Raw genomic sequence first — 17,542 nt, forward strand, 5'->3', positions numbered from 1 at the left:
TGGCATTGCCGATCCGCGTCCCGGGCCGCCGCCGGCGGGGCACCCGCCCCGCCGAGGCGCCCTGGGGGTACGCCTTCGTCGCGCCCGCCATCGTGCTCTTCGCGGTGATGGGCGCCTACACCATCGGCTACGGCTTCTCGCTGAGCTTCGCGAGCTGGAACGGCTTCCAGCCGCACTGGCGCTGGGTCGGCCTGCAGAACTACGCCGACCTGCTGTGGGCGAGCCCCCATTGGGCGCCGATCGTGCACCAGGCGGCACTGAACACGCTGTGGGTGATGCTCGCCGTGCCGGTGCTGACCGTCGTGGTGAGCTTCCCGCTCGCGGTCATGCTCAACTCGGTGCGCCGGCTGCGCACGCTGATGCGCTCGGTGTACTTCGTGCCGCAGGTGACCGCCGGCATCGCCGTGTACTTCGCGTGGCAGTACATCCTGCAGCCCGACGGCGCGATCAACCTCCTGCTCGGCTCGCTCGGCCTCGGCAGCCTCCGCCAGCCGCAGGGGTTCCTGGGCAACCCGAGCACCGCGCTGCCCACCCTGATCGTGATCACCGTGTGGTCGGCGGTCCCGGTCTCGATGATGCTGTACCTCGCGGGCCTGCAGGCCGTCGACCCGGCGCTCGTCGAGGCGGCGCAGATCGACGGCGCCGGACCCTGGCGAGTGACGCGCCACATCATCTGGCCGCTGGTGCGCCCGATCACGGCGATCATCGTGCTGCTCTCGCTGCGCGACTCGCTGCAGGGCTTCCAGATGTTTCTCATCATGACCAACGGCGGGCCGGGCTACCACACCAACGTGCTGGGCCTGCAGACGTACCGCCTGGCGTTCCTGTCCCAGCTCGACACGACCCTCGGCCTGTCCAGCGCCCTGGGCTGGATGCTGTTCGTCGCCGCGCTCATCCTCGCCGCCGTCAACCTGCGCGTCATGCGGAAGGCCACGTGAGCACCGCCGAACGCGTGCGGGCCTGGGCGGCGCGGATCGTCGTCGGCGCGCTGCTGCTGCTCTACGCCGCGATCAGCCTGTACCCGTTCCTGTGGATGGTCTCGGCCGCGTTCAAGGACGAGCGCGAGGTCCTCGACGGCGGCCACCTGATCCCCCGCCACCCGACGCTGCAGACCGTCGTGAACACCTGGAACGAGCTGCACTTCTTCGACTACTTCCTCAACAGCGTCAAGGTCACCGTGCTGACCGTGGTCCTCGTCCTGGTCATCTACGGCGCGGCCGGCTACGCGTTCGCGGTGCTGAGCTTCCCGGGCCGCCGGGCGCTGTACCGCATGTTCATGGCCCTGCTGTTCGTGCCCGGCGTCGCCGTGCTGCTGCCGATCGTGCTGCTGGAGAACAAGCTCGGCCTGCTCGGCGGCCACTGGGGCCTGGTACTGCCCTTCGTCAACGGCTCCGCCCCGTTGTCGATCCTCATGCTCACCAACGCGTTCGAGGCGATACCGGGGGAGCTTCGTGAGGCCGCCCGCGTCGACGGCGCGAGCGAGCTGCGCATCTTCGGCACCATCTACCTGCCGCTGGCCCGGCCCGTGCTCATCACCATCGCCGTGCTCACCGCGATCCCGACGTGGAACGAGTATCTGCTCACCCGCGTCTCGCTCAACGACCCGGACACGTACACGCTGCCCATCGCCCTGCAGAACCTGCAGTCCGGCGCGGTGCAGCACTACAACGTGCTGATGGCCGGAGCCCTGATCGTGGTCATCCCGGTGATCGTGCTGTTCGTGGCTGCGCAGCGCTACGTCGTCAACGGCCTGATGGGAGCGGTGAAGGCATGACCACCCGCAGACTCCTGCTCATCGTCCTGCTCGTCGCCGCGCTGGTGGCGCCCGGCGCCGCCGCCTACGCCGCGGCGGGACCGGTGATGTACCCGCGCGGCGTCGGCGCCGACCTCGGCCCGGCACCGGCCACGCTCGGCCTGCGCGTGCGGGCCGGCGACGCCGAGGCCGGCCTGCGCACCGGCACCCTCGACGGCCGCGGCTACTGGCAGACCCAGGCCGCGGCCGGCACCACCTACCTCGGGCTGACCGCCGACGCCGGCTACGCCGACTCGGTCGCCTCGGCGCCGGTCGTCGTCGTGGTCACCTACCACGACGACGGAGCCGGTCGGCTGACCCTGCGCACCGCGGCGGGGGAGACGTCCGCCGTCGCCGACCTCGCCGGCACCGGCGCCTGGCGGCTGGCCGCCGTCGGCCTGCCCGGCGCCGCCCTGGCCACCGGCGAGCTGCGGCTGGCCGGCGAGGACGGCGGCGCGCCCGTCGACATCACCGTGGCACAGGTGCGGATCACCGCGAGCGGGCCGCAGGCGGTGCTCGGCCCCACCGCGTCGGACAGCGGGCTCTCGCCGCGGGCCGGCGACAACGAGGCCGGGCTCGTCACCGGCACGGCGGCGGGGCGCGGCTTCTGGCGTACCAACGCGGCCGCACCGGCGCCGGGCACCAACTACCTGTACTTCAACGTCGCCGACTCGTACGCCTACGACACCCGCGACATCGTCCTCGTCAGCGTCGACTACCTCGACTCCGGCAACGGCACGCTCTTCCTGCACTACGACTCGCCCGGCCCCGACCTGCCGGACCGGTTCAAGCCGTCGGCGCAGGTCGCGTACGGCGACTCCGGGCAGTGGCGCACCCACGACTTCGTGCTCGATGACGCCGTGCTCACCAACCGCACCAACGGCGGCGACTTCCGCCTCACCCACGACGGCTCGCCGGTCGAGCTCACCATCGCCGCCGTGCGGGTCACCGTCGTGCCGCGGCAGCTGGACGCCAAGGCCGGGCTGCGCGACCTCGTCGCCGGCGCCGACCGGGCGCTGTACGCCGCCCGCGAGGGCAGCCGCGAGGGGCAGTACCCGCCCGGCGCCAAGGCGACCCTCGCCGCCGCGGTCGCGCGCGCCCGGGCCGTCCTCGACGACGCCGCGGCGACCGAGGAGCGGATCGCGGCCGCGCTGCGCGAGCTCTTCGACGCCGACCGGGCGTTCCGCGCCTCCGCCGTCAACACCGACCTGGCGCGCGGCGCGCAGCTGAGCGCGAGTGGCAGTACCGCCGGATCCGCGCCCGGCAACGCGAACGACGGCGACGCCGGCACGGCCTGGACCAGCGACGGCGGCAGCGGCGAGTGGCTGCGGGCCGACCTCGGCTCGGCCCGGCCGGTCGACGAGGTGCTCGTGCGGTGGGGCAACGCTTACTCGCCCGACTACCGCGTGGAGCTGTCCACCGACGGCGTCACCTACGCCGAGGCGGGCCGCAACGGCGGCGCCGGCGGCGGATCCACCGTGCGCACCCGGTTCGCGCGGACCACGGCCCGCTACGTGCGCATCAGCGTCGCCGGTCACGCCGCCGGCCTCGACCGCGTCGACGTCGTCGCGCTCGAGATCCGCGACGCGCGCACCGTCACGCCCGCGCCGCGGCTCGTCGACACCCGCTACCCGACCGAGGACGCCGTCGTCGCCGACTTCGACGCGACGGCGTACGGCGCCGACCCGGCCGGGCGGCGCGACGCCACCGCCGCGCTGCAGGCCGCGCTCTGGGACTGCTACGACGCCGGCGGCGGCACGGTGTGGCTGCCCGAGGGCACCTACCGGGTCACCACCACCGTCGAGGTGCCCGCGTTCTGCACCCTGCGCGGCGACCGCCGCGACCCGGACAGCGGCCACGGCTCGTACGGCACCGTCGTCAGCGCCGACCTGCCCGCCGGCGACGACGGGCCCGTGCTCTTCCGCATCGGGGGCAGCGCCGGCGTCGTCGGGCTCACCACCTACTACCCGCGGCAGAGCGCCACCGCGCCGGTGCCGTACAACTTCACCTTCGAGATTCCCGGCAGCGCCTGGAGCAGCGACGAGAACTACATGATGAGCACCGTCGCCGACGTGACGATGCTCAACTCGTACCGCGGCATCGGCATCAGCACCATGCGCGACGAGCGCGGCCGCCCGCCCGGCAACGGCCAGACCCACGAGTCGGCAACCGTGCGCAACGTGCGCGGCACCGCGCTCTTCGAGGGCGTCGAGGCCTACAACGGCGCCGACGTCGGCACCTGGGAGGACATCCGGTTCAGCAACGCCTACTGGGCGCAGGCGCCGGCCGCCTACCGCCCGCCGCAGCGCGCCGCCCTGGACGCGTGGACGCGGGCCAACGGCACCGGCTTCGTCCTCGGCGACCTCGAGTGGGACCAGTTCGCCGACCTGGCCGCGGCCGACTACCGCGTCGGCATCCACGTCGTGGCCGGGCTGCGGGCCGAGTTCACCGGCGTGCTCGCCCGGGTGCGCATCCAGCGCACCGGCGTGGCGCTGCAGGTCGACCAGTTCGACGCCCGGTGGGGCCTGTCGATCGCCGCGGGCGAGCTGGAGGGCGCCGATGCGGCCGTCGTCAACGCCGGCGGCGGGTACGTGAAGCTCACCGGCACGCGGGTCACCGGCGCCGTGCGCGGCACCGTGTACCAGATGGACGGCGCGCTGCCGGCGGACGAGGGCTCGCGCACGTCGTTGAAGCCTGCCCGGCGGGCGCTGTACGAGGCGGGAGCGCCGCACGGCAACGGCTACCTGCCGGCCGCGGACGCCACCCCGGCCGTGCAGCGGGCGCTGGACCGGGCCGGGCGCGACGGGGGCGGCGTGGTGTACCTGCCCGCCGGCTGGTACCGCCTCGCCGGGCGCCTGTCCGTGCCGGCCGGCGTGCAGCTGCTCGGCGCCTCGCCGGTGCCCAACCGCGACGAGGACGGGCGCAGCGGCGGCACGGTGCTCATGGCGTACGCCGGGCGCGGCAGCGCGAGCGCCGACACCGACCCGGCCGCGATCACGCTACGGGGTGACCGGGCCGGTGTCGCCGGGCTGCGCGTGTTCTACCCGGAGAACAACCCGGCGGCCCCCGGCGGCCTGGTGCCGTACCCCTACGCGGTCCGCGGCCTCGGCGACGGGACTTACGCCGTAAATCTGGGCCTGCCCAACGCCTGGAACGCCATCGACATGGCCGGCGACCGCTTCCTCGTACGCAAGATCAAGGGCACGTTCGTGCGGCACGGCGTCACCGCCCGCGGCGACGACGGGCGGATCGAGGGCGTGCTGTCCAACGGCAACACCTTCGTGCGCACCGGTTTCGCGGTGCCGAACTGGGTGCTCGGCGCCAACCTCTTCCCGCAGGTGATCGACGCCTGGACCCGCACCAACGCGGACCTCGTCACCGTCGAGGGCGCGCGGCGGCTCAGCGTCGCGGGCGCCTTCGGCTACGGGCTGCACAACGGGCTCGTCGTGCGCTCCGGGGACGTGCGGGCGGTCAACCTCGGCACCGACAACCTCGGCGGCGACGGTTACACCGTGCGGGTCGACGGCGGGCGCGCGAGCGTCGTCAACCTCATGCGCTACAACGGCGCGACGAGCCTGGGGCCCGTCACGCTGTACAACATCATGGTCATCAACATCGTCGAGCACGCCGTGACCGTGGCCGCCGCGCCGCCCGGCGCCGGCACCGTGCGCCTGACGGGCAACCAGACCCGGCCCGGTTTCTACGAACCAGGCACGCCCGTCACGGCGGTGGCGCGCCCGGCCCGCGGCTTCCGCTTCGCCGGCTGGAGCGCCGGGGGAGTCGTGGTCTCCACCGCGCCGACGTACCCGTTCACGGTCACCGGCGAGCTGACGCTGACCGCCACCTTCGTCGCGGAGGCCACGTGAAGATCCTCGTGACCGGCGCCGCCGGCATGCTCGGCGGCGCCGTCGCGGACCGGCTGCGCGCCGACGGGCATGCGGTGCGCGCGCACGACCGAACCCCGCCGCCGGCCGGCGCCGCGGACGACATCGTCACCGGCGACCTGCGCGACCCCGACGGCCTCGACGCGCTGCTCGCCGGCGTCGACGCGGTGGTCCACGCCGCCGCCGTCCCGGCGCCGGTCGAGCCGGACGTGTTCGCCAACAACGTCGGCTCGGCGTACCACCTCCTCGAAGCGGCGGCGGCGACCGGCGTCTCCCGGATCGTCTACATCTCCAGCCTCTCGGCCGTGGGCCTGGCCTGGTCGGCGCGGGGCGCGTCGCCGCTGCGCCTGCCGCTCGACGAGGACCACCCGTACGTCGGCGACGACCCCTACGGCCTGTCCAAGCGGGTCGGCGAGCTCGTCACGGCGACGGCCAGCAACCGCTCCGGCATCCCGGCGGTCAGCCTGCGGCTGCCGTTCATCGGCACCGGCGAACGGCTGCGCCATCACCTCGCGCACGTGGCCGCCGACCTCGGCGGCCACCGCGGCGACCTGTGGAGCTGGGTCGACACCCGCGACGCGGTCGCCGCGGTCGCCGCCGCGCTCACCCGGCCGCTGCACGGGCACGCCGTGGTCAACGTCGCCGCACCGGACACCACGGCGGCGGTGCCGACGGCGCAGCTGCTCGCCCGGTACCATCCGGAGTCCGTGGTCGACGAGGAGCTGGAGGGATTCGCCGTGCCCGTCTCCACCCGCCTGTGCCGGGAACTGCTCGGCTTCGCACCGTCGCATGCCTGGCGGCGGCCGTGAGCGTCGTCGTCGCGGTGCGCGGCGGCTGGGAGGGCCACCGCCCGGTCGAGGCCACCGACCGCTACGTGGCGAAGCTGCGCGCCCTCGGCCACGAGGTGGTCACCTCCGAGACCCTCGACACCTACCTCGACGCCGACCTGCTGGCCCGCGCCGACCTCGTCGTGCACTGCTGGACGATGGGCACCGCCACCGCCGAGCAGGTCGCCGGCCTCGCCGCCGCGGTGCGCTCCGGCACGGGCCTGGCCGGCTGGCACGGCGGCCTCATCGACTCCTTCCGCGGCTCGCCGGACTACCAGCGCATCACCGGCGGCCAGTTCGTGCACCACCCGGCCGAGTTCGTCACCTACGACGTCACGCCCGTCACGGGCCACCCCGTCGTGGCCGGCATCGGCCCGTTCAGCGTGCACACGGAGCGCTACCAGGTGCACGTCGACCCGGCGATCGAGGTGCACGCCGTCACCCACGTCGACGGCGTCGCCGTGCCGGTCGTGTGGACCACCGGCTACGGCGCCGGCCGCGTCTTCGTCACCACCGTCGGCCACGAGATCAAGGACCTCGAGGTGCCCGAGCACGACGAGATCATCATGAGGGGGCTGGCATGGGCGAGCCGCTGAGCGTCGGCATCGTCGGCGCCGGGAAGATCAGCGCCGCCTACGCCACCACCCTGACCCGGCTGCCCGGCGTCGCCCTGACCCGGGTCGCCGACCTCGACCCCGCCCGCGCCGCTTCCCTGGCAGCGCAATATCCGGGTGTACTCCCCGTGCCGGTCGCCGACGTGCTGTCCGACCCCGCCGTCGACCTCGTGCTCAACCTCACGGTGCCCCAGGCACACGCCGACGTGGCCCTCGCCGCGCTCGCGGCCGGCAAGCACGTCTACGGCGAGAAGCCCCTCGCGGTCACCACCGCCGAGGCCCGCGCGGTCCTCGACGCCGCCGCCCGCGCCGGCCGCACCGTCGGCTGCGCCCCCGACACCGTCCTGGGCACCGGCGTGCAGACCGCCCGTGCGGCGCTGGCCGCCGGCGACATCGGCGCACCGGTCGCCGCGACCGCCTTCATGGTCACCCCGGGCCACGAGCGGTGGCACCCCGACCCGGAGTTCTACTACCGCCCCGGCGGCGGCCCGGTCCTGGACATGGGCCCGTACTACCTGACCGCCCTGGTGACCCTCCTCGGCCCGGTCCGCCGCGTCGCCGGCATGGCCTCGACGCCGCGGTCCACCCGCACCATCGGCGACGGCCCGCGGGCCGGCGAGGTCTTCCCGGTGCTCGTGCCCACGCACCAGACCGGCGTCCTGGAGCACGCGAGCGGCGCGATCACCACGCTGATGATGAGCTTCGACGTGTGGGCGGGCCGGCTGCCGCGCATCGAGGTGTACGGCGCCGAGGGCACCCTGAGCGTGCCCGACCCCAACCAGTTCGCGGGCCAGGTCCAGCTCTTCCGTGGCGCCGAAGGCGAGTGGGCCGAGGTGCCCGAGCGGGCCGGCTACCGCGGCGCGGCCCGCGGCTACGGCGTCGCGGACCTGGCCGAGGCGCTGCGCACGGGCACGACGCCGCGCGCGAACGGCGAGCTGGCGTACCACGTGCTGGACGTCATGGAGTGCCTGTCGCGCGCCGCCGAGACCGCCACCACCGTCACGGTCGAGAGCACCTGCGCCATCCCGGACGCGGTGCCGCTCACGCCCTGATCGCGAGGTCGGCGAGGGCCCGGTGCACCTCGGGCCCGGTCGCCGCCGCCTTCGCCAGCAGCTCGGCGCGCCGGTCGGGATCGCGCTCCTCGAGGTACATGTACCCGACGTACGGCTGGCCTTCGACCGCGAGCACCAGCAGGTCGGCGTGCAGCATCGCCAGGTCGTCCAGGGGGTCGGCGGCCAGGTGCTCCCGGCACCACGGGTCGAGCAGCAGGTGCTGGTGGCACATGAGGTGGTTCGCCGACCTGGTCCAGTTCGGCGCCACGATCAGCCACTCCTCGATCGCGTTCTTCAGCTCCAGCCGGCGGTACACGGCGTCGATCCCGTCGGCGGCGACCGCGTCGAGCAGGGCGCGGTGCTCGCGCAGCACGGGGTCGTCCGGTGCGGCGGCGATCAGCCGGTCGAGGGCCTCGGCGGCGGCGGGCTCCAGCAGGGCGGGGTTGGCCTTGAGGTACGCCGGCGCCGCGTCGAGGGGCCGGCCCATCCACTCCACGAGCAGCTCGCGCAGCTGGTCGTCGTAGATCCAGCCCGGCAGCGGGCCGAGCCGGGCCGGCCACAGCCGCTCGAACTCGCACTCGTCCTCGGCGTAGAGGCCCTTGAGCGCCGTCTTGGCCGTCGCGAGGAGCTTGGCGGGGTCGAGGATGGCCACGGCCGGCGGGCCGGGCGGGACCTGGTCGCGCAGCAGCCCGAGCGCGGCGACCCCGTCGTCGAAGCGGTGCCGCCAGGTCCGCCGCGCGATGGCCTGGCAGGCCCACAGCAGCAGGTACGCGCGGCCGGCCGGATCGGTGAAACCGTTGATGATGGCGCCGAAGCGGGGCTCGACGGCCGGCGCGTCGCCGCGCTCACGCAGGATGCGCGCGCCGAGGCCCAGCGAGGCGGTCAGCACCGCCAGGCCGGCCGGGTCCTGCGCGGCGAGGGCCTCGCGCAGTGCGATCGCCTCCTCGGCGGCGGCCTGGGCGGGCGCGAGGTCGTGCGCCTCCAGCAGCCGGGCGGCGAGGGCGTGCCGGGTCGCCGCGAGCATCGGCCGGTACTCGCCGGGGTACTTCGCGGCGAGCGCCTCGATGACGCCGATCGCCTCGTCGCCGGCGCGGGCGGCGTGCGCGGGCGCGTGGCGGCGCAGGTACGGCTCGGCGCCCTCCGGGTTGGCGCCCTCGTTGCTCTGCTCGGCCAGCAGCCGCACCACCGCGAGGTCGACCAGCCGGCCCTGCGCCGGGTCGCGCGTCAGGGCCCGGACGAGATCGTCATGGAAGAGCCGGTAGCAGGCCCGGCCGGCCTCGCCGGACTCCAGGATGTACTGGCCGAAGGCGCTCAGGACTTCGGCGATCTCCGAGTCGGCGTCGGCGGTTGCCGCGGCCCGCTCGGCGTCGGTGGAGGCCGTCAGGGCCCGGCCGAGCGCGGGCCAGACGCGCCGGGCGGACAGGCCGGCGCCGGCGGACCAGGCCAGGGCGGTCAGCAGGGCGCGGGCCCGCGCCGGGCCGCCCGTCATGGTCTTGCCGATCCGCTCGATCTCCGCGCCGAACACGGCGGCGGCGTCCGCGGCGAGGCGCGAGCGCCAGTCGCCCGGCGCGGCGCCGCCCGCGGTCGCCAGGAGCCGGCCGGTGACCATGCGGGCGTACAGGAACGCGCCCTCGGACGCCAGCGCGCGGTGGACGACGGCGGCGGTCACGGCCGCGAGGTCCTCCGGGTAGGCGGCGCGCAGCCGCGCCTCGACGTACGCCGTCACGTCGGCGCGGGTGTCGCGGTCCTGCCCGAGGTTGTGGCGGCGCACGTTCGCGCGCCGGCCCGGCGCGACCAGCCGCCGCAGGGCGGGGTCACCGTCGTTGCGGGCGGCCACCACGAGCAGGACGTGGCCGCGCAGCAGGACCAGCACGTCGTCGACGATCTTGGGCAGCACGGTCGGCCGGGCCTCGTTCAGGCCGTCGATGACGATCACCGGCGGCGCCACCCGCGTCGCGAGCTGGTCGACGATCCCCATGGCGGTGTTCGCCTTCTGCAGGCCCAGCCCGATGGTCAGGGCGGCGACCATGCTCTGCTCGTCGAGGTCGCGGGCGTTCACCAGGGCGCAGTGGGACTGCCCGGACCACGGCGTCCCGCCGTCCGCTCCGGTCCGCCCCTCGATCCACGCCGTGAGCCACCCGAGCACCGCGGACTTGCCGCTGCCGACCGGCCCGCTCACCACGAACGCGCCGGGCTGCCCGGCGATCAGCCAGCGGCGCAGGTCCTCGCGCAGGCGCTCGCGCCCGGTGAAGTAGACGCCGTCGTCGGCCTCCTGCTCGCCGACGCCCCGGTATGCGAGCTCCAGCTGCCGCGTGACCAGCTCGGCCCGCTTCCCCGGCTGGTACCTCGGGTTGGGCAGCATCGGCAGGTAGGGCTCGCCGTTGTGGATGACCCTCGGCTGCTGCAGCCCGGCCGGCCAGTCCGCCACGACCGCGCTGACGAGCTCGCGTGCGTTGACGTCGGCGTTGTAGTCGCTCCAGTTGTGCAGGCCCTGCTCCGACTGGGGCCCGTGGCGCACGATGCGCAGCAGCGTCGCGGCGAGGGCGCCGTCGACCGCGGGCTCGTACGGCCGGGCGGAGGCCAGGACGCCGACGTAGAAGCCGCGGTCACCGGGCAGCGACCGCATGCTGTCGATCTGGCTCGCCACCCGCGCGATGTCGGCCGTCGCGGCCGCCGAGTAGCAGGTGTCGAGGATGAGCAGCACGTGCGAGACCCCGGCGCGCAGCGCCTCCTCCACGAGCGCGGCCGGGTTCGTCGTCTCGTTCAGCGTCGCCGCCGGGCTCGTGTCGGCCATGACGAGCCGCAGGTCGAACTGGCCGGCCAGCACCGCGTGGCCGGCCCAGTAGACGATCAGCACGTCGGCGTGGCCGCCGATCAGCTCGCGCAGGCGCTCGCGCACGTCCCGGTCGCTCGGGTTCTCCAGCAGCCCGGCCGACAGCTGCCGGCGCTCGAGCTCCGTGCGCAGCTCGTCGGCGTCCGCGACGGCCTTCGGCAGCGTCGGGAAGTCCCGGTACTGCCCGATGCCAATGCCGACGTACCGCCGTGCGTTCACGGTGCGACCCCGGCCGCGAGCAGCGCGGCCAGCCGCTCGCGCTCCCGGCCGACGTCGTCGGCGACCGCGCCCAGGTCCGTCAGGTCGCGCCAGCGGGCGTCCTCCGCGCGCGCCACGAGCATCACCATGCCGTCGATGCCGCGGATCTCCTCGACGACCATGCCGTCCAGCAGGCGGGCGAGCTCGTTCTGGCGGGCGTCGAGGGCGTCGCGCACCTGCAGGCGCAGCGCCGGCTCGGCCACCTGCGCCAGCTTCGCCAGCCGGGCGTCGGCCTCCTGCGCGGCGAGCGCCTTCGCCCGCGCCTCGGCGTTGGCCGGCCCGATCATCACGGCCGCCCCGAGGAACGACACCGGCGCGATCGCGACCGCCGCGGCGCCGATGATGCTGAACATCGCCTGCAGCGCGAGCGAGTCCGACGTCGTATGCAGTGTCGCGCCCCGGACCGGCCGGGCCACCTCGATCGGGGACGGCGGGGCCGCGGAGCCCAGGGAGGCGGTGAGGAGGCGGCTCGCACGCACCGGGCCGGAGGCCGGCGCCAGGGCCAGCAGCTCGCGGTAGAGGCCGTCGATCTCGTTGCCGAGGTCGCCCACCTCGGCGGCCACGCGCCGCTCGAGCTCGATCAGCTGCTCCTGCAGCAGGCGCTGCGCGTCCGTGCGCCCCCAGTGCCCGATGCGCTCGTTGAGGTACCGGTCGGCGATCTCGTTCGCCTCGCGCAGCAGGCGCTTGACCTGCAGCGAGCTGGTCATCAACCGGGCCGAGGGCAGTTCGGCGCCGGCCAGGTGGTCCGGCAGGCCGGCGCCGACGTCGTTGATCAGCGAGTGGAAGCTGTGGACCAGGGTCGCCTCGACCTGCGGGCGATGCTCGTCGAAGGCCCGGTTGATGCGCAGTGGGCGGTCGCGCAGCGCCTCCAGCCGCGGGCGCACCGCCCCGTAGCGCTGGGTCAGCTCGACGCGCTCCTCGCGCAGCGCCTGGCCGCGCCGCTCGGCGTGCTCGGCGATCCCGGCGGCGAGCGCGTCGGCCTGCTCGATCAACGGCCGCACCCGCTCGCGCTCCCGGTGCTCGGCGATGAACTCGTACAGGCGCTCAGCCAGCCGGGCGAGCCCGTCGTCCTGCTGACCGGCGCGTTGCGCCCGTTCCGCGGCGAGGGCGTCGACGAGGTACACGCCGTGCGCGGCGAGGTTCTGCCCGCACCACTGCGCGCCCGCCCCGCCGCGATCGCGCACGAGGCGGTTCCAGGCGAACTCCTCGAACCGATCGTCGAGGTGGCCGGCGAAGAGGTTGATGACGGTGAACACGCGCACGCCGGCCTCGGCCAGCTCGTCGGCGACGGCCATCTCGACGGCACCCATGGGTGCGTCGTTGCGGTACACCATCACCACCGCGTCGCACTGCCGCGCGTATTCGTGCGTGATGAGCGTGCGGGCGGTCGACTCGTCGAGGCCGGGCGAGTCGTAGAGCACGGCACCGCGCTGGGCGATGCGGGCCGGGTAGCCGACCTCGAACTCGCGGACCCCGCCGAACTTGAGCCGGCTGTCGGCCTCGTCGATCGCGAGCGCCGCCGCCTCTGCGAAGTGCTCGAAGTCGCGATCGACGACCTCACCGGCGAGGCTCCACTCGCGCACGTACGGGGTCTCGGCGTAGCGCACCCCGGTGATCACCGCCGTCGCCGGCAGCGTGTCGACGACCATCGGACCGGACGCGCCGACCGGGTGGGTGGCGTCCGCGAGCAGGGCGTTGAGCAGCGTCGACTTCCCGTTCTTGAACCGGCCGACGAAGATGATCCGGGCCGGTCGGGCGCCCAGCTCCTCGGCGATGCCGTTGAGCTGCTCCTGCGTCGCGTCCATCGCGGCGCGCTCGGCCAGGTCGGCCAGGCGGCGCACCGACTCGGCGGCGGCCTCGGCCGTCACTGCGCGCCCCCCTCGGGATCGGCCACCACCGTCGCGGCGACCACGGCGTCGATCAGCGGGCTCGGGCCGTAGGCGCGCCCGACCCGCACCTCGTAGCCGCCCGGGGGCAGATCGGTGAAGCTGGTCTCGTACCGCCCGCCGCCCAGGTTGGTCAGCACCGAGCGGCCTGCCTGCCGCCCCGCGCCGGCGCCGTCCGCGGGTGCGATCGTGGCCTGCAGCACCGCGCGCTCGTCCTCGGACTCGGCCCGCACGACCAGCGGCTCGCCGGCGGCGGCGACCTCGTCGACGTCGATGCCGAAGCGTGCCGCCAGCGACCGGAACTCGATCGGCGAGCCGTCCAGGACGCCGGTGAGCTGCTCCAAGGTGGCCTCGTGGCCGGGCAGGCCGCCGTGTGTCTGGCGGACGAAGTGCAGGCGCGGGTCCTGGTCGGTGAAGCCGGCCGGGTAGGCGGCGAACCGCGGCACGGTGCCGTCGCCGGCCCGCTCGTCCGTGGTGCCGTCCGGCAGGCGCATCGTGCGCAGCAGCTCCGCGCCGCCGCCGTTGAAGCGGACGCTCGCCATGGTCGGGTTGTCGGTGCCGACGATCGGGCGGACGAGGCCGCTGCCGGCCGGCGGGCCCAGCTCGTCGTAGAAGGCGCGCGCGTGCGCCGCGGGGCCGTCCAGGCCGGCCGGCAGGGCCGCCCACTCCGTCAGCGTGTGCATGGCCTTGCCGTCGTCGACGCAGGCGTACGCGGGCAGGAGCTGGTGCAGCGACGGCAGGCTGCGGGCCAGGCCCGTGAGGTCGAGGCCGATCGGGCCGGCCTTCCAGCGCACGCCGTTGGCGAGCCGGTCCACGGCCATCACCGAGCCGCGGTGCGGCGTGCCGATCGTGATCACCGCGCGGGTGTCGGCGTGGCCGCCCTCGCGGTCGACGTACCAGCGGGCGACGAGGCCGCCCATCGAGTGGCACACGAAGACGAGGCGGGCCGCGGGGTTGCCGGTCGCCTCGCGCCAGCGGGCCAGCACCGGCTCGATCTCCCGGCACAGCCGGCGGCCGTTGTACCGGTTGGACAGCCGCCAGTCGTAGGCGAACGGCACGAAGTTCGCCGGGCGCTCCGGGTGGGCCGGGTCGAGCTCGGTCAGCTCGTAGCGGCGCCGCAGGTGCTCGAGCAGCCGCCCGTACCCCAGCGAGGTCGACCAGGCGCCGAGGGCCGCGAACACGCCCGGCATGAGCTTGCCCGGCGTCACACCGTCGCCCGGGTGCTCGTCGCCGATCCCGTCCTCGAGCCGCAGCTTGCCGATGCCGCCCAGCGCGACGCCGTGCAGCAGCGCGGCCTCCTGACCCCAGACCTCGTGCCCGTGCCGGTCCAGCAGGGTGCTGCCCATGATCCCCGGCAGCACGACCAGCACGTCGCCGAACGGTCGCGGCATGACTCTCCAATCGACGGGATACCCCACTATGACAGTCCGCGACCGTCGCCTCACCCGCCTTCCGGGCGCCCGTCCATCGCCGAACGTCGACCCCGTTCCGGTTTAGGATGCTCGTCGTGGGTTTGACCATCACGCCGCTGCTGGTCGGGGCGATGCCGGACGAGCCGATCCCGGGCACGTGCACGGACCTGACGTTTCTCATGTACGTCATCACCGGCGGCCCGCACCCGATCGTGGTGGACACCGCGACCTACGACGCGGCGACCGTGCTGCACCGCCGCCACGGCGTGCTGGTGCGCCCGCCTTCGCAGGAGCCCGCCGCGGCGCTGGCCGCCGCGGGCGTCGACCCGTCCGACGTGCGCCAGGTCGTGCTCACGCACCTGCACTGGGACCACTGCGGCAACAACGGCCTGTTCCCCAACGCCGAGTTCGTCGTGCAGCGCGAGGAGCTGCGCTACGCGGTGGCACCGGCCGAGAGCGGCGACGACCTGCTGTTCTACGACCTGCTCGGGCTGGGCGCACCGCCGTGGCTGGCCCAGATCGAGCGGCTCGCCCGGGTGGACGGCGACGCCGCGATCGCCGCGGGCGTGCGCGCGGTGCTGCTGCCCGGCCACACCCCCGGCTCGCAGGGCGTGGTCGTGGACACCGCGCGCGGCCCGGCGCTGATCGCGGGCGACACCGTCCCGACGTACCACCACTGGCGCGAGCGCATCCCGAACGCGGTCTACTTCGACCTGGCCGCGTACGAGCGCACGTTCCGCCGCATGGAGGCACTCGACTGCCACGTCATCCCCAGCCACGACCCCGAGGTCATCGCCCAGGGCCCCTTCGGCTAACTGGCGGCGAAGGCGGACTCGATCGCGCGGGGGGTTGCGCCCGACGACAGCAGGGCGCACAGCAGCAGGCGGGCCTTGAAGGGGTCCAGGAAGCCGGCCGGGACCAGGCCGCGCGCGAGCAGGTCGCGCTCCGAGCCGGGGTAGCCGTAGGTCTCGGTCAGGACCGGGCCGGAGCCCGCCCGGCTGGCCAGGACCACCGGGACCTGCTCGGCGAGCTTCTGGACCTTCTCGACCAGCGACTGCGGCACGTGGCCGCCGCCGAAGCCGGCGATGACGGCGCCGTCGACGCGGCCGCCCAGGTCGTCCAGGAGCACGCCGTCGTCGCCCAGGGACATCGTCAGGAGGGGGACCCGTGGCGGGCGGGTCGCGGCGGGCGGGTCGAGCGCGGGGCGGCGGGGCAGGCGGTTCAGCAGGCGAGGGCGGCCCTCCACGACGTAGCCGAGCGGGCCGCCGTCCGGGGACTGGAAGGTGGAGCCGGCGGTCGTGTGCGTCTTGCGCACGCGCCGGGCGGCGTGGATCTCGTCGGCCAGGACGACCAGGCAGCCCAGGTTGCGGGCCGCCTCGCTCGCCGCGGTGCGCACGGCGGCGAGGAGGTTTCCGGGACCGTCGGCGCCGGCCTGGCCCGGGTGGCGCATCGCGCCGGTGACGACGACCGGCTGCGGGCCGGCGTGGTAGAGGTCCAGCAGGTACGCCGTCTCCTCGATCGTGTCGGTGCCCTGCACGACGACGGCGCCGGCGTGGTGCTCGCCGAGCCGGGAGCGCAGCAGCCCGGCGAGCGCCGTGATGTCGTCGATGCCGAGCGAGCCGCTGGCGAGGCGCCGGAAGTCGGTCGTCTCCAGCGTCACCGGCAGGTCGGCCAGGCCCGGCACGCCGGCCAGCAGGTCGGCGGGGGACAGCGCGGGCGTCACGCCGCCGCCGGCGCCGGGCGTCATCGTGATCGTGCCGCCGAGCCCGACCACCAGGACCGTGGGTGTCATCTAGTGCACCCGGCGGCCGTCGGGCAGGGCCCGGTAGCGGATCGTCCACAGGCTGCGGCGCAGGTAGGTGCGCTGCAGCCAGCGGTCCCGGCCGTCGTGGTGCGCGGCGAACTGCGAGCGCGCGTGCAGGCCCTTGCGGTTGTTGATGAGCAGCGCGGTGCCGGGCTCCAGCGTGGCCCGGTGCGCGACCTCGCGGCAGACGCGCTGCAGCTCGGTCAGGGCGCGCTCGGCCTCGCCGGTCAGGCCGTGCACGCCGTTGGCCGACACGGCGATCTCGGGGCAGGCGTGCGGGCCGGAGATGATCGGGGTCGGCTCGGCGAGCACCTCGGCGCCGCCGGCGACGTCGCGCACGTAGCTGCCGGGTGCGTTGAGGCGGAACAGCGGCGCGCGCAGCGTCTCGAGCACCGCTGGGTCGAGGGCGCGGGAGATGTCGCGGGCGTCGGCGTAGTAGGTGACCGCCTCCTTCGCCGTGTCCTGGCGCAGGCAGTGCAGCACCAGGAAGTCCGGGTTCGACACGTCGTAGCGGCCGATCTCGTCGTGGACGATGTCGTTGTGGAAGTTGAGGAAGACGGTTGAGCTCTGGTTGGTCTGCGTCATCGCGCCGGCGGAGACGGGCACGACGTCGTGGATCAGCCCGCCGCTCTTCTCGGTGGTGAAGCCGACCGGCTCGCCGAGCAGCTGGGACAGGCCCAGCAGCGCGCCCTCGGCCACGAAGGTCTTCTTCTCGGCGCTCGGGCGGCCGTCGACCGGGGTGGGCGGCAGGTCCGGGTCGACCGGCAGGTTGCGCACCATCGCCACGCCCGGCGTGTCGACGTGGCGGCCGAAGTCGAGCACCGCCTGCAGCTGCTCGATCGGCAGGCCCGCGAAGACGACCCGCAGCCGCGCCAGCGAGCGGTCGATGTCCTCGACCGGGTCGGGCAGCTGCAGCAGCGCGGCGCCGATGGCGTCGCGGACCTCGTCGTCGAGCACGATCTCGGCGTAGGTTGGCGGCGCCGCGGCGGCCCGCTCGTTGACGTCGACGCTCATGAGTTTCCAATCCCATTCATCGAGGAGAGCCTCAGTAAACGAGGGGGCTGCGACGGCGGTCAACGAAAGCAAAATCGGCGATTGTCCGCTTCTTTGCGCGTTGATTGTTCTGCCCTGACCAAGGTTCCGGTCAATCCATCCCCGGGTTGTAGTTGCCCCGCGACGA

12 protein-coding genes are annotated in these 17,542 nt (G+C 74.5%); 7 read left to right on the plus strand and 5 right to left on the minus strand.

Annotated elements, in window-relative coordinates; translation table 11 throughout:
* Positions 1 to 5 precede the first annotated feature (5 nt).
* From ABD901_RS25595 to ABD901_RS25620, 6 genes are read left to right on the plus strand one after another with little or no spacing between them, the layout of a single operon-like run.
* The gene (locus ABD901_RS25595; protein WP_345129855.1) at positions 6 to 938 is read left to right on the plus strand and encodes a carbohydrate ABC transporter permease; all 933 of its coding nucleotides are present in this window, start codon (positions 6 to 8) and stop codon (positions 936 to 938) included.
* Positions 935 to 1,774: a carbohydrate ABC transporter permease gene (locus ABD901_RS25600; protein WP_345129857.1), complete on the plus strand. Its 840-nt coding sequence runs from the start codon at positions 935 to 937 to the stop codon at positions 1,772 to 1,774. The genes ABD901_RS25595 and ABD901_RS25600 overlap by 4 nt, the downstream gene beginning before the upstream one ends.
* The gene (locus ABD901_RS25605; protein WP_345129860.1) at positions 1,771 to 5,658 is read left to right on the plus strand and encodes a discoidin domain-containing protein; all 3,888 of its coding nucleotides are present in this window, start codon (positions 1,771 to 1,773) and stop codon (positions 5,656 to 5,658) included. The genes ABD901_RS25600 and ABD901_RS25605 overlap by 4 nt, the downstream gene beginning before the upstream one ends.
* Positions 5,655 to 6,485 (plus strand): NAD-dependent epimerase/dehydratase family protein, encoded by an 831-nt coding sequence (locus tag ABD901_RS25610; protein ID WP_345129862.1) that lies wholly within the window; start codon positions 5,655 to 5,657, stop codon positions 6,483 to 6,485. Before ABD901_RS25605 ends, ABD901_RS25610 begins: the two co-directional genes overlap by 4 nt.
* Positions 6,482 to 7,099 (plus strand): ThuA domain-containing protein, encoded by a 618-nt coding sequence (locus ABD901_RS25615; protein WP_345129864.1) that lies wholly within the window; start codon positions 6,482 to 6,484, stop codon positions 7,097 to 7,099. The genes ABD901_RS25610 and ABD901_RS25615 overlap by 4 nt, the downstream gene beginning before the upstream one ends.
* Positions 7,084 to 8,169 carry a Gfo/Idh/MocA family protein gene (locus tag ABD901_RS25620; RefSeq protein WP_345129866.1) on the plus strand — a complete coding sequence of 362 codons (1,086 nt, stop codon included), beginning with the start codon at positions 7,084 to 7,086 and terminating at the stop codon, positions 8,167 to 8,169. The genes ABD901_RS25615 and ABD901_RS25620 overlap by 16 nt, the downstream gene beginning before the upstream one ends.
* On the opposite strand, the gene ABD901_RS25625 is transcribed toward ABD901_RS25620, so the two are convergent.
* From ABD901_RS25625 to ABD901_RS25635, 3 genes are read right to left on the minus strand one after another with little or no spacing between them, the layout of a single operon-like run.
* Positions 8,159 to 11,221, minus strand: coding sequence for a caspase family protein (locus ABD901_RS25625; protein WP_345129867.1), 3,063 nt, complete (start codon positions 11,219 to 11,221; stop codon positions 8,159 to 8,161). The genes ABD901_RS25620 and ABD901_RS25625 overlap by 11 nt on opposite strands.
* Positions 11,218 to 13,128: a dynamin family protein gene (locus ABD901_RS25630; RefSeq protein ID WP_345129868.1), complete on the minus strand. Its 1,911-nt coding sequence runs from the start codon at positions 13,126 to 13,128 to the stop codon at positions 11,218 to 11,220. Before ABD901_RS25630 ends, ABD901_RS25625 begins: the two co-directional genes overlap by 4 nt.
* Positions 13,125 to 14,537: an esterase/lipase family protein gene (locus tag ABD901_RS25635; RefSeq protein ID WP_345129869.1), complete on the minus strand. Its 1,413-nt coding sequence runs from the start codon at positions 14,535 to 14,537 to the stop codon at positions 13,125 to 13,127. Before ABD901_RS25635 ends, ABD901_RS25630 begins: the two co-directional genes overlap by 4 nt.
* A 116-nt stretch (positions 14,538 to 14,653) precedes the next feature.
* On the opposite strand from ABD901_RS25635, the gene ABD901_RS25640 reads away from it, so the two are divergent.
* The gene (locus tag ABD901_RS25640; protein WP_345129870.1) at positions 14,654 to 15,373 is read left to right on the plus strand and encodes an N-acyl homoserine lactonase family protein; all 720 of its coding nucleotides are present in this window, start codon (positions 14,654 to 14,656) and stop codon (positions 15,371 to 15,373) included.
* On the opposite strand, the gene ABD901_RS25645 is transcribed toward ABD901_RS25640, so the two are convergent.
* Together ABD901_RS25645 and ABD901_RS25650 are read right to left on the minus strand one after the other, a co-directional pair.
* A complete protein-coding gene (locus ABD901_RS25645) occupies positions 15,370 to 16,350 on the minus strand; it encodes an asparaginase (RefSeq protein ID WP_345129871.1) in 981 nt (326 codons plus the stop codon). The two genes, ABD901_RS25640 and ABD901_RS25645, sit on opposite strands and share 4 nt — an antisense overlap.
* Positions 16,351 to 17,376, minus strand: a complete 1,026-nt coding sequence (locus ABD901_RS25650; RefSeq protein WP_345129872.1) for a TauD/TfdA family dioxygenase — start codon at positions 17,374 to 17,376, stop codon at positions 16,351 to 16,353.
* Positions 17,377 to 17,542 lie beyond the last annotated feature (166 nt).

The sequence above is a fragment of the Dactylosporangium darangshiense genome, assembly GCF_039537565.1.
Classification (GTDB): domain Bacteria; phylum Actinomycetota; class Actinomycetes; order Mycobacteriales; family Micromonosporaceae; genus Dactylosporangium; species Dactylosporangium darangshiense.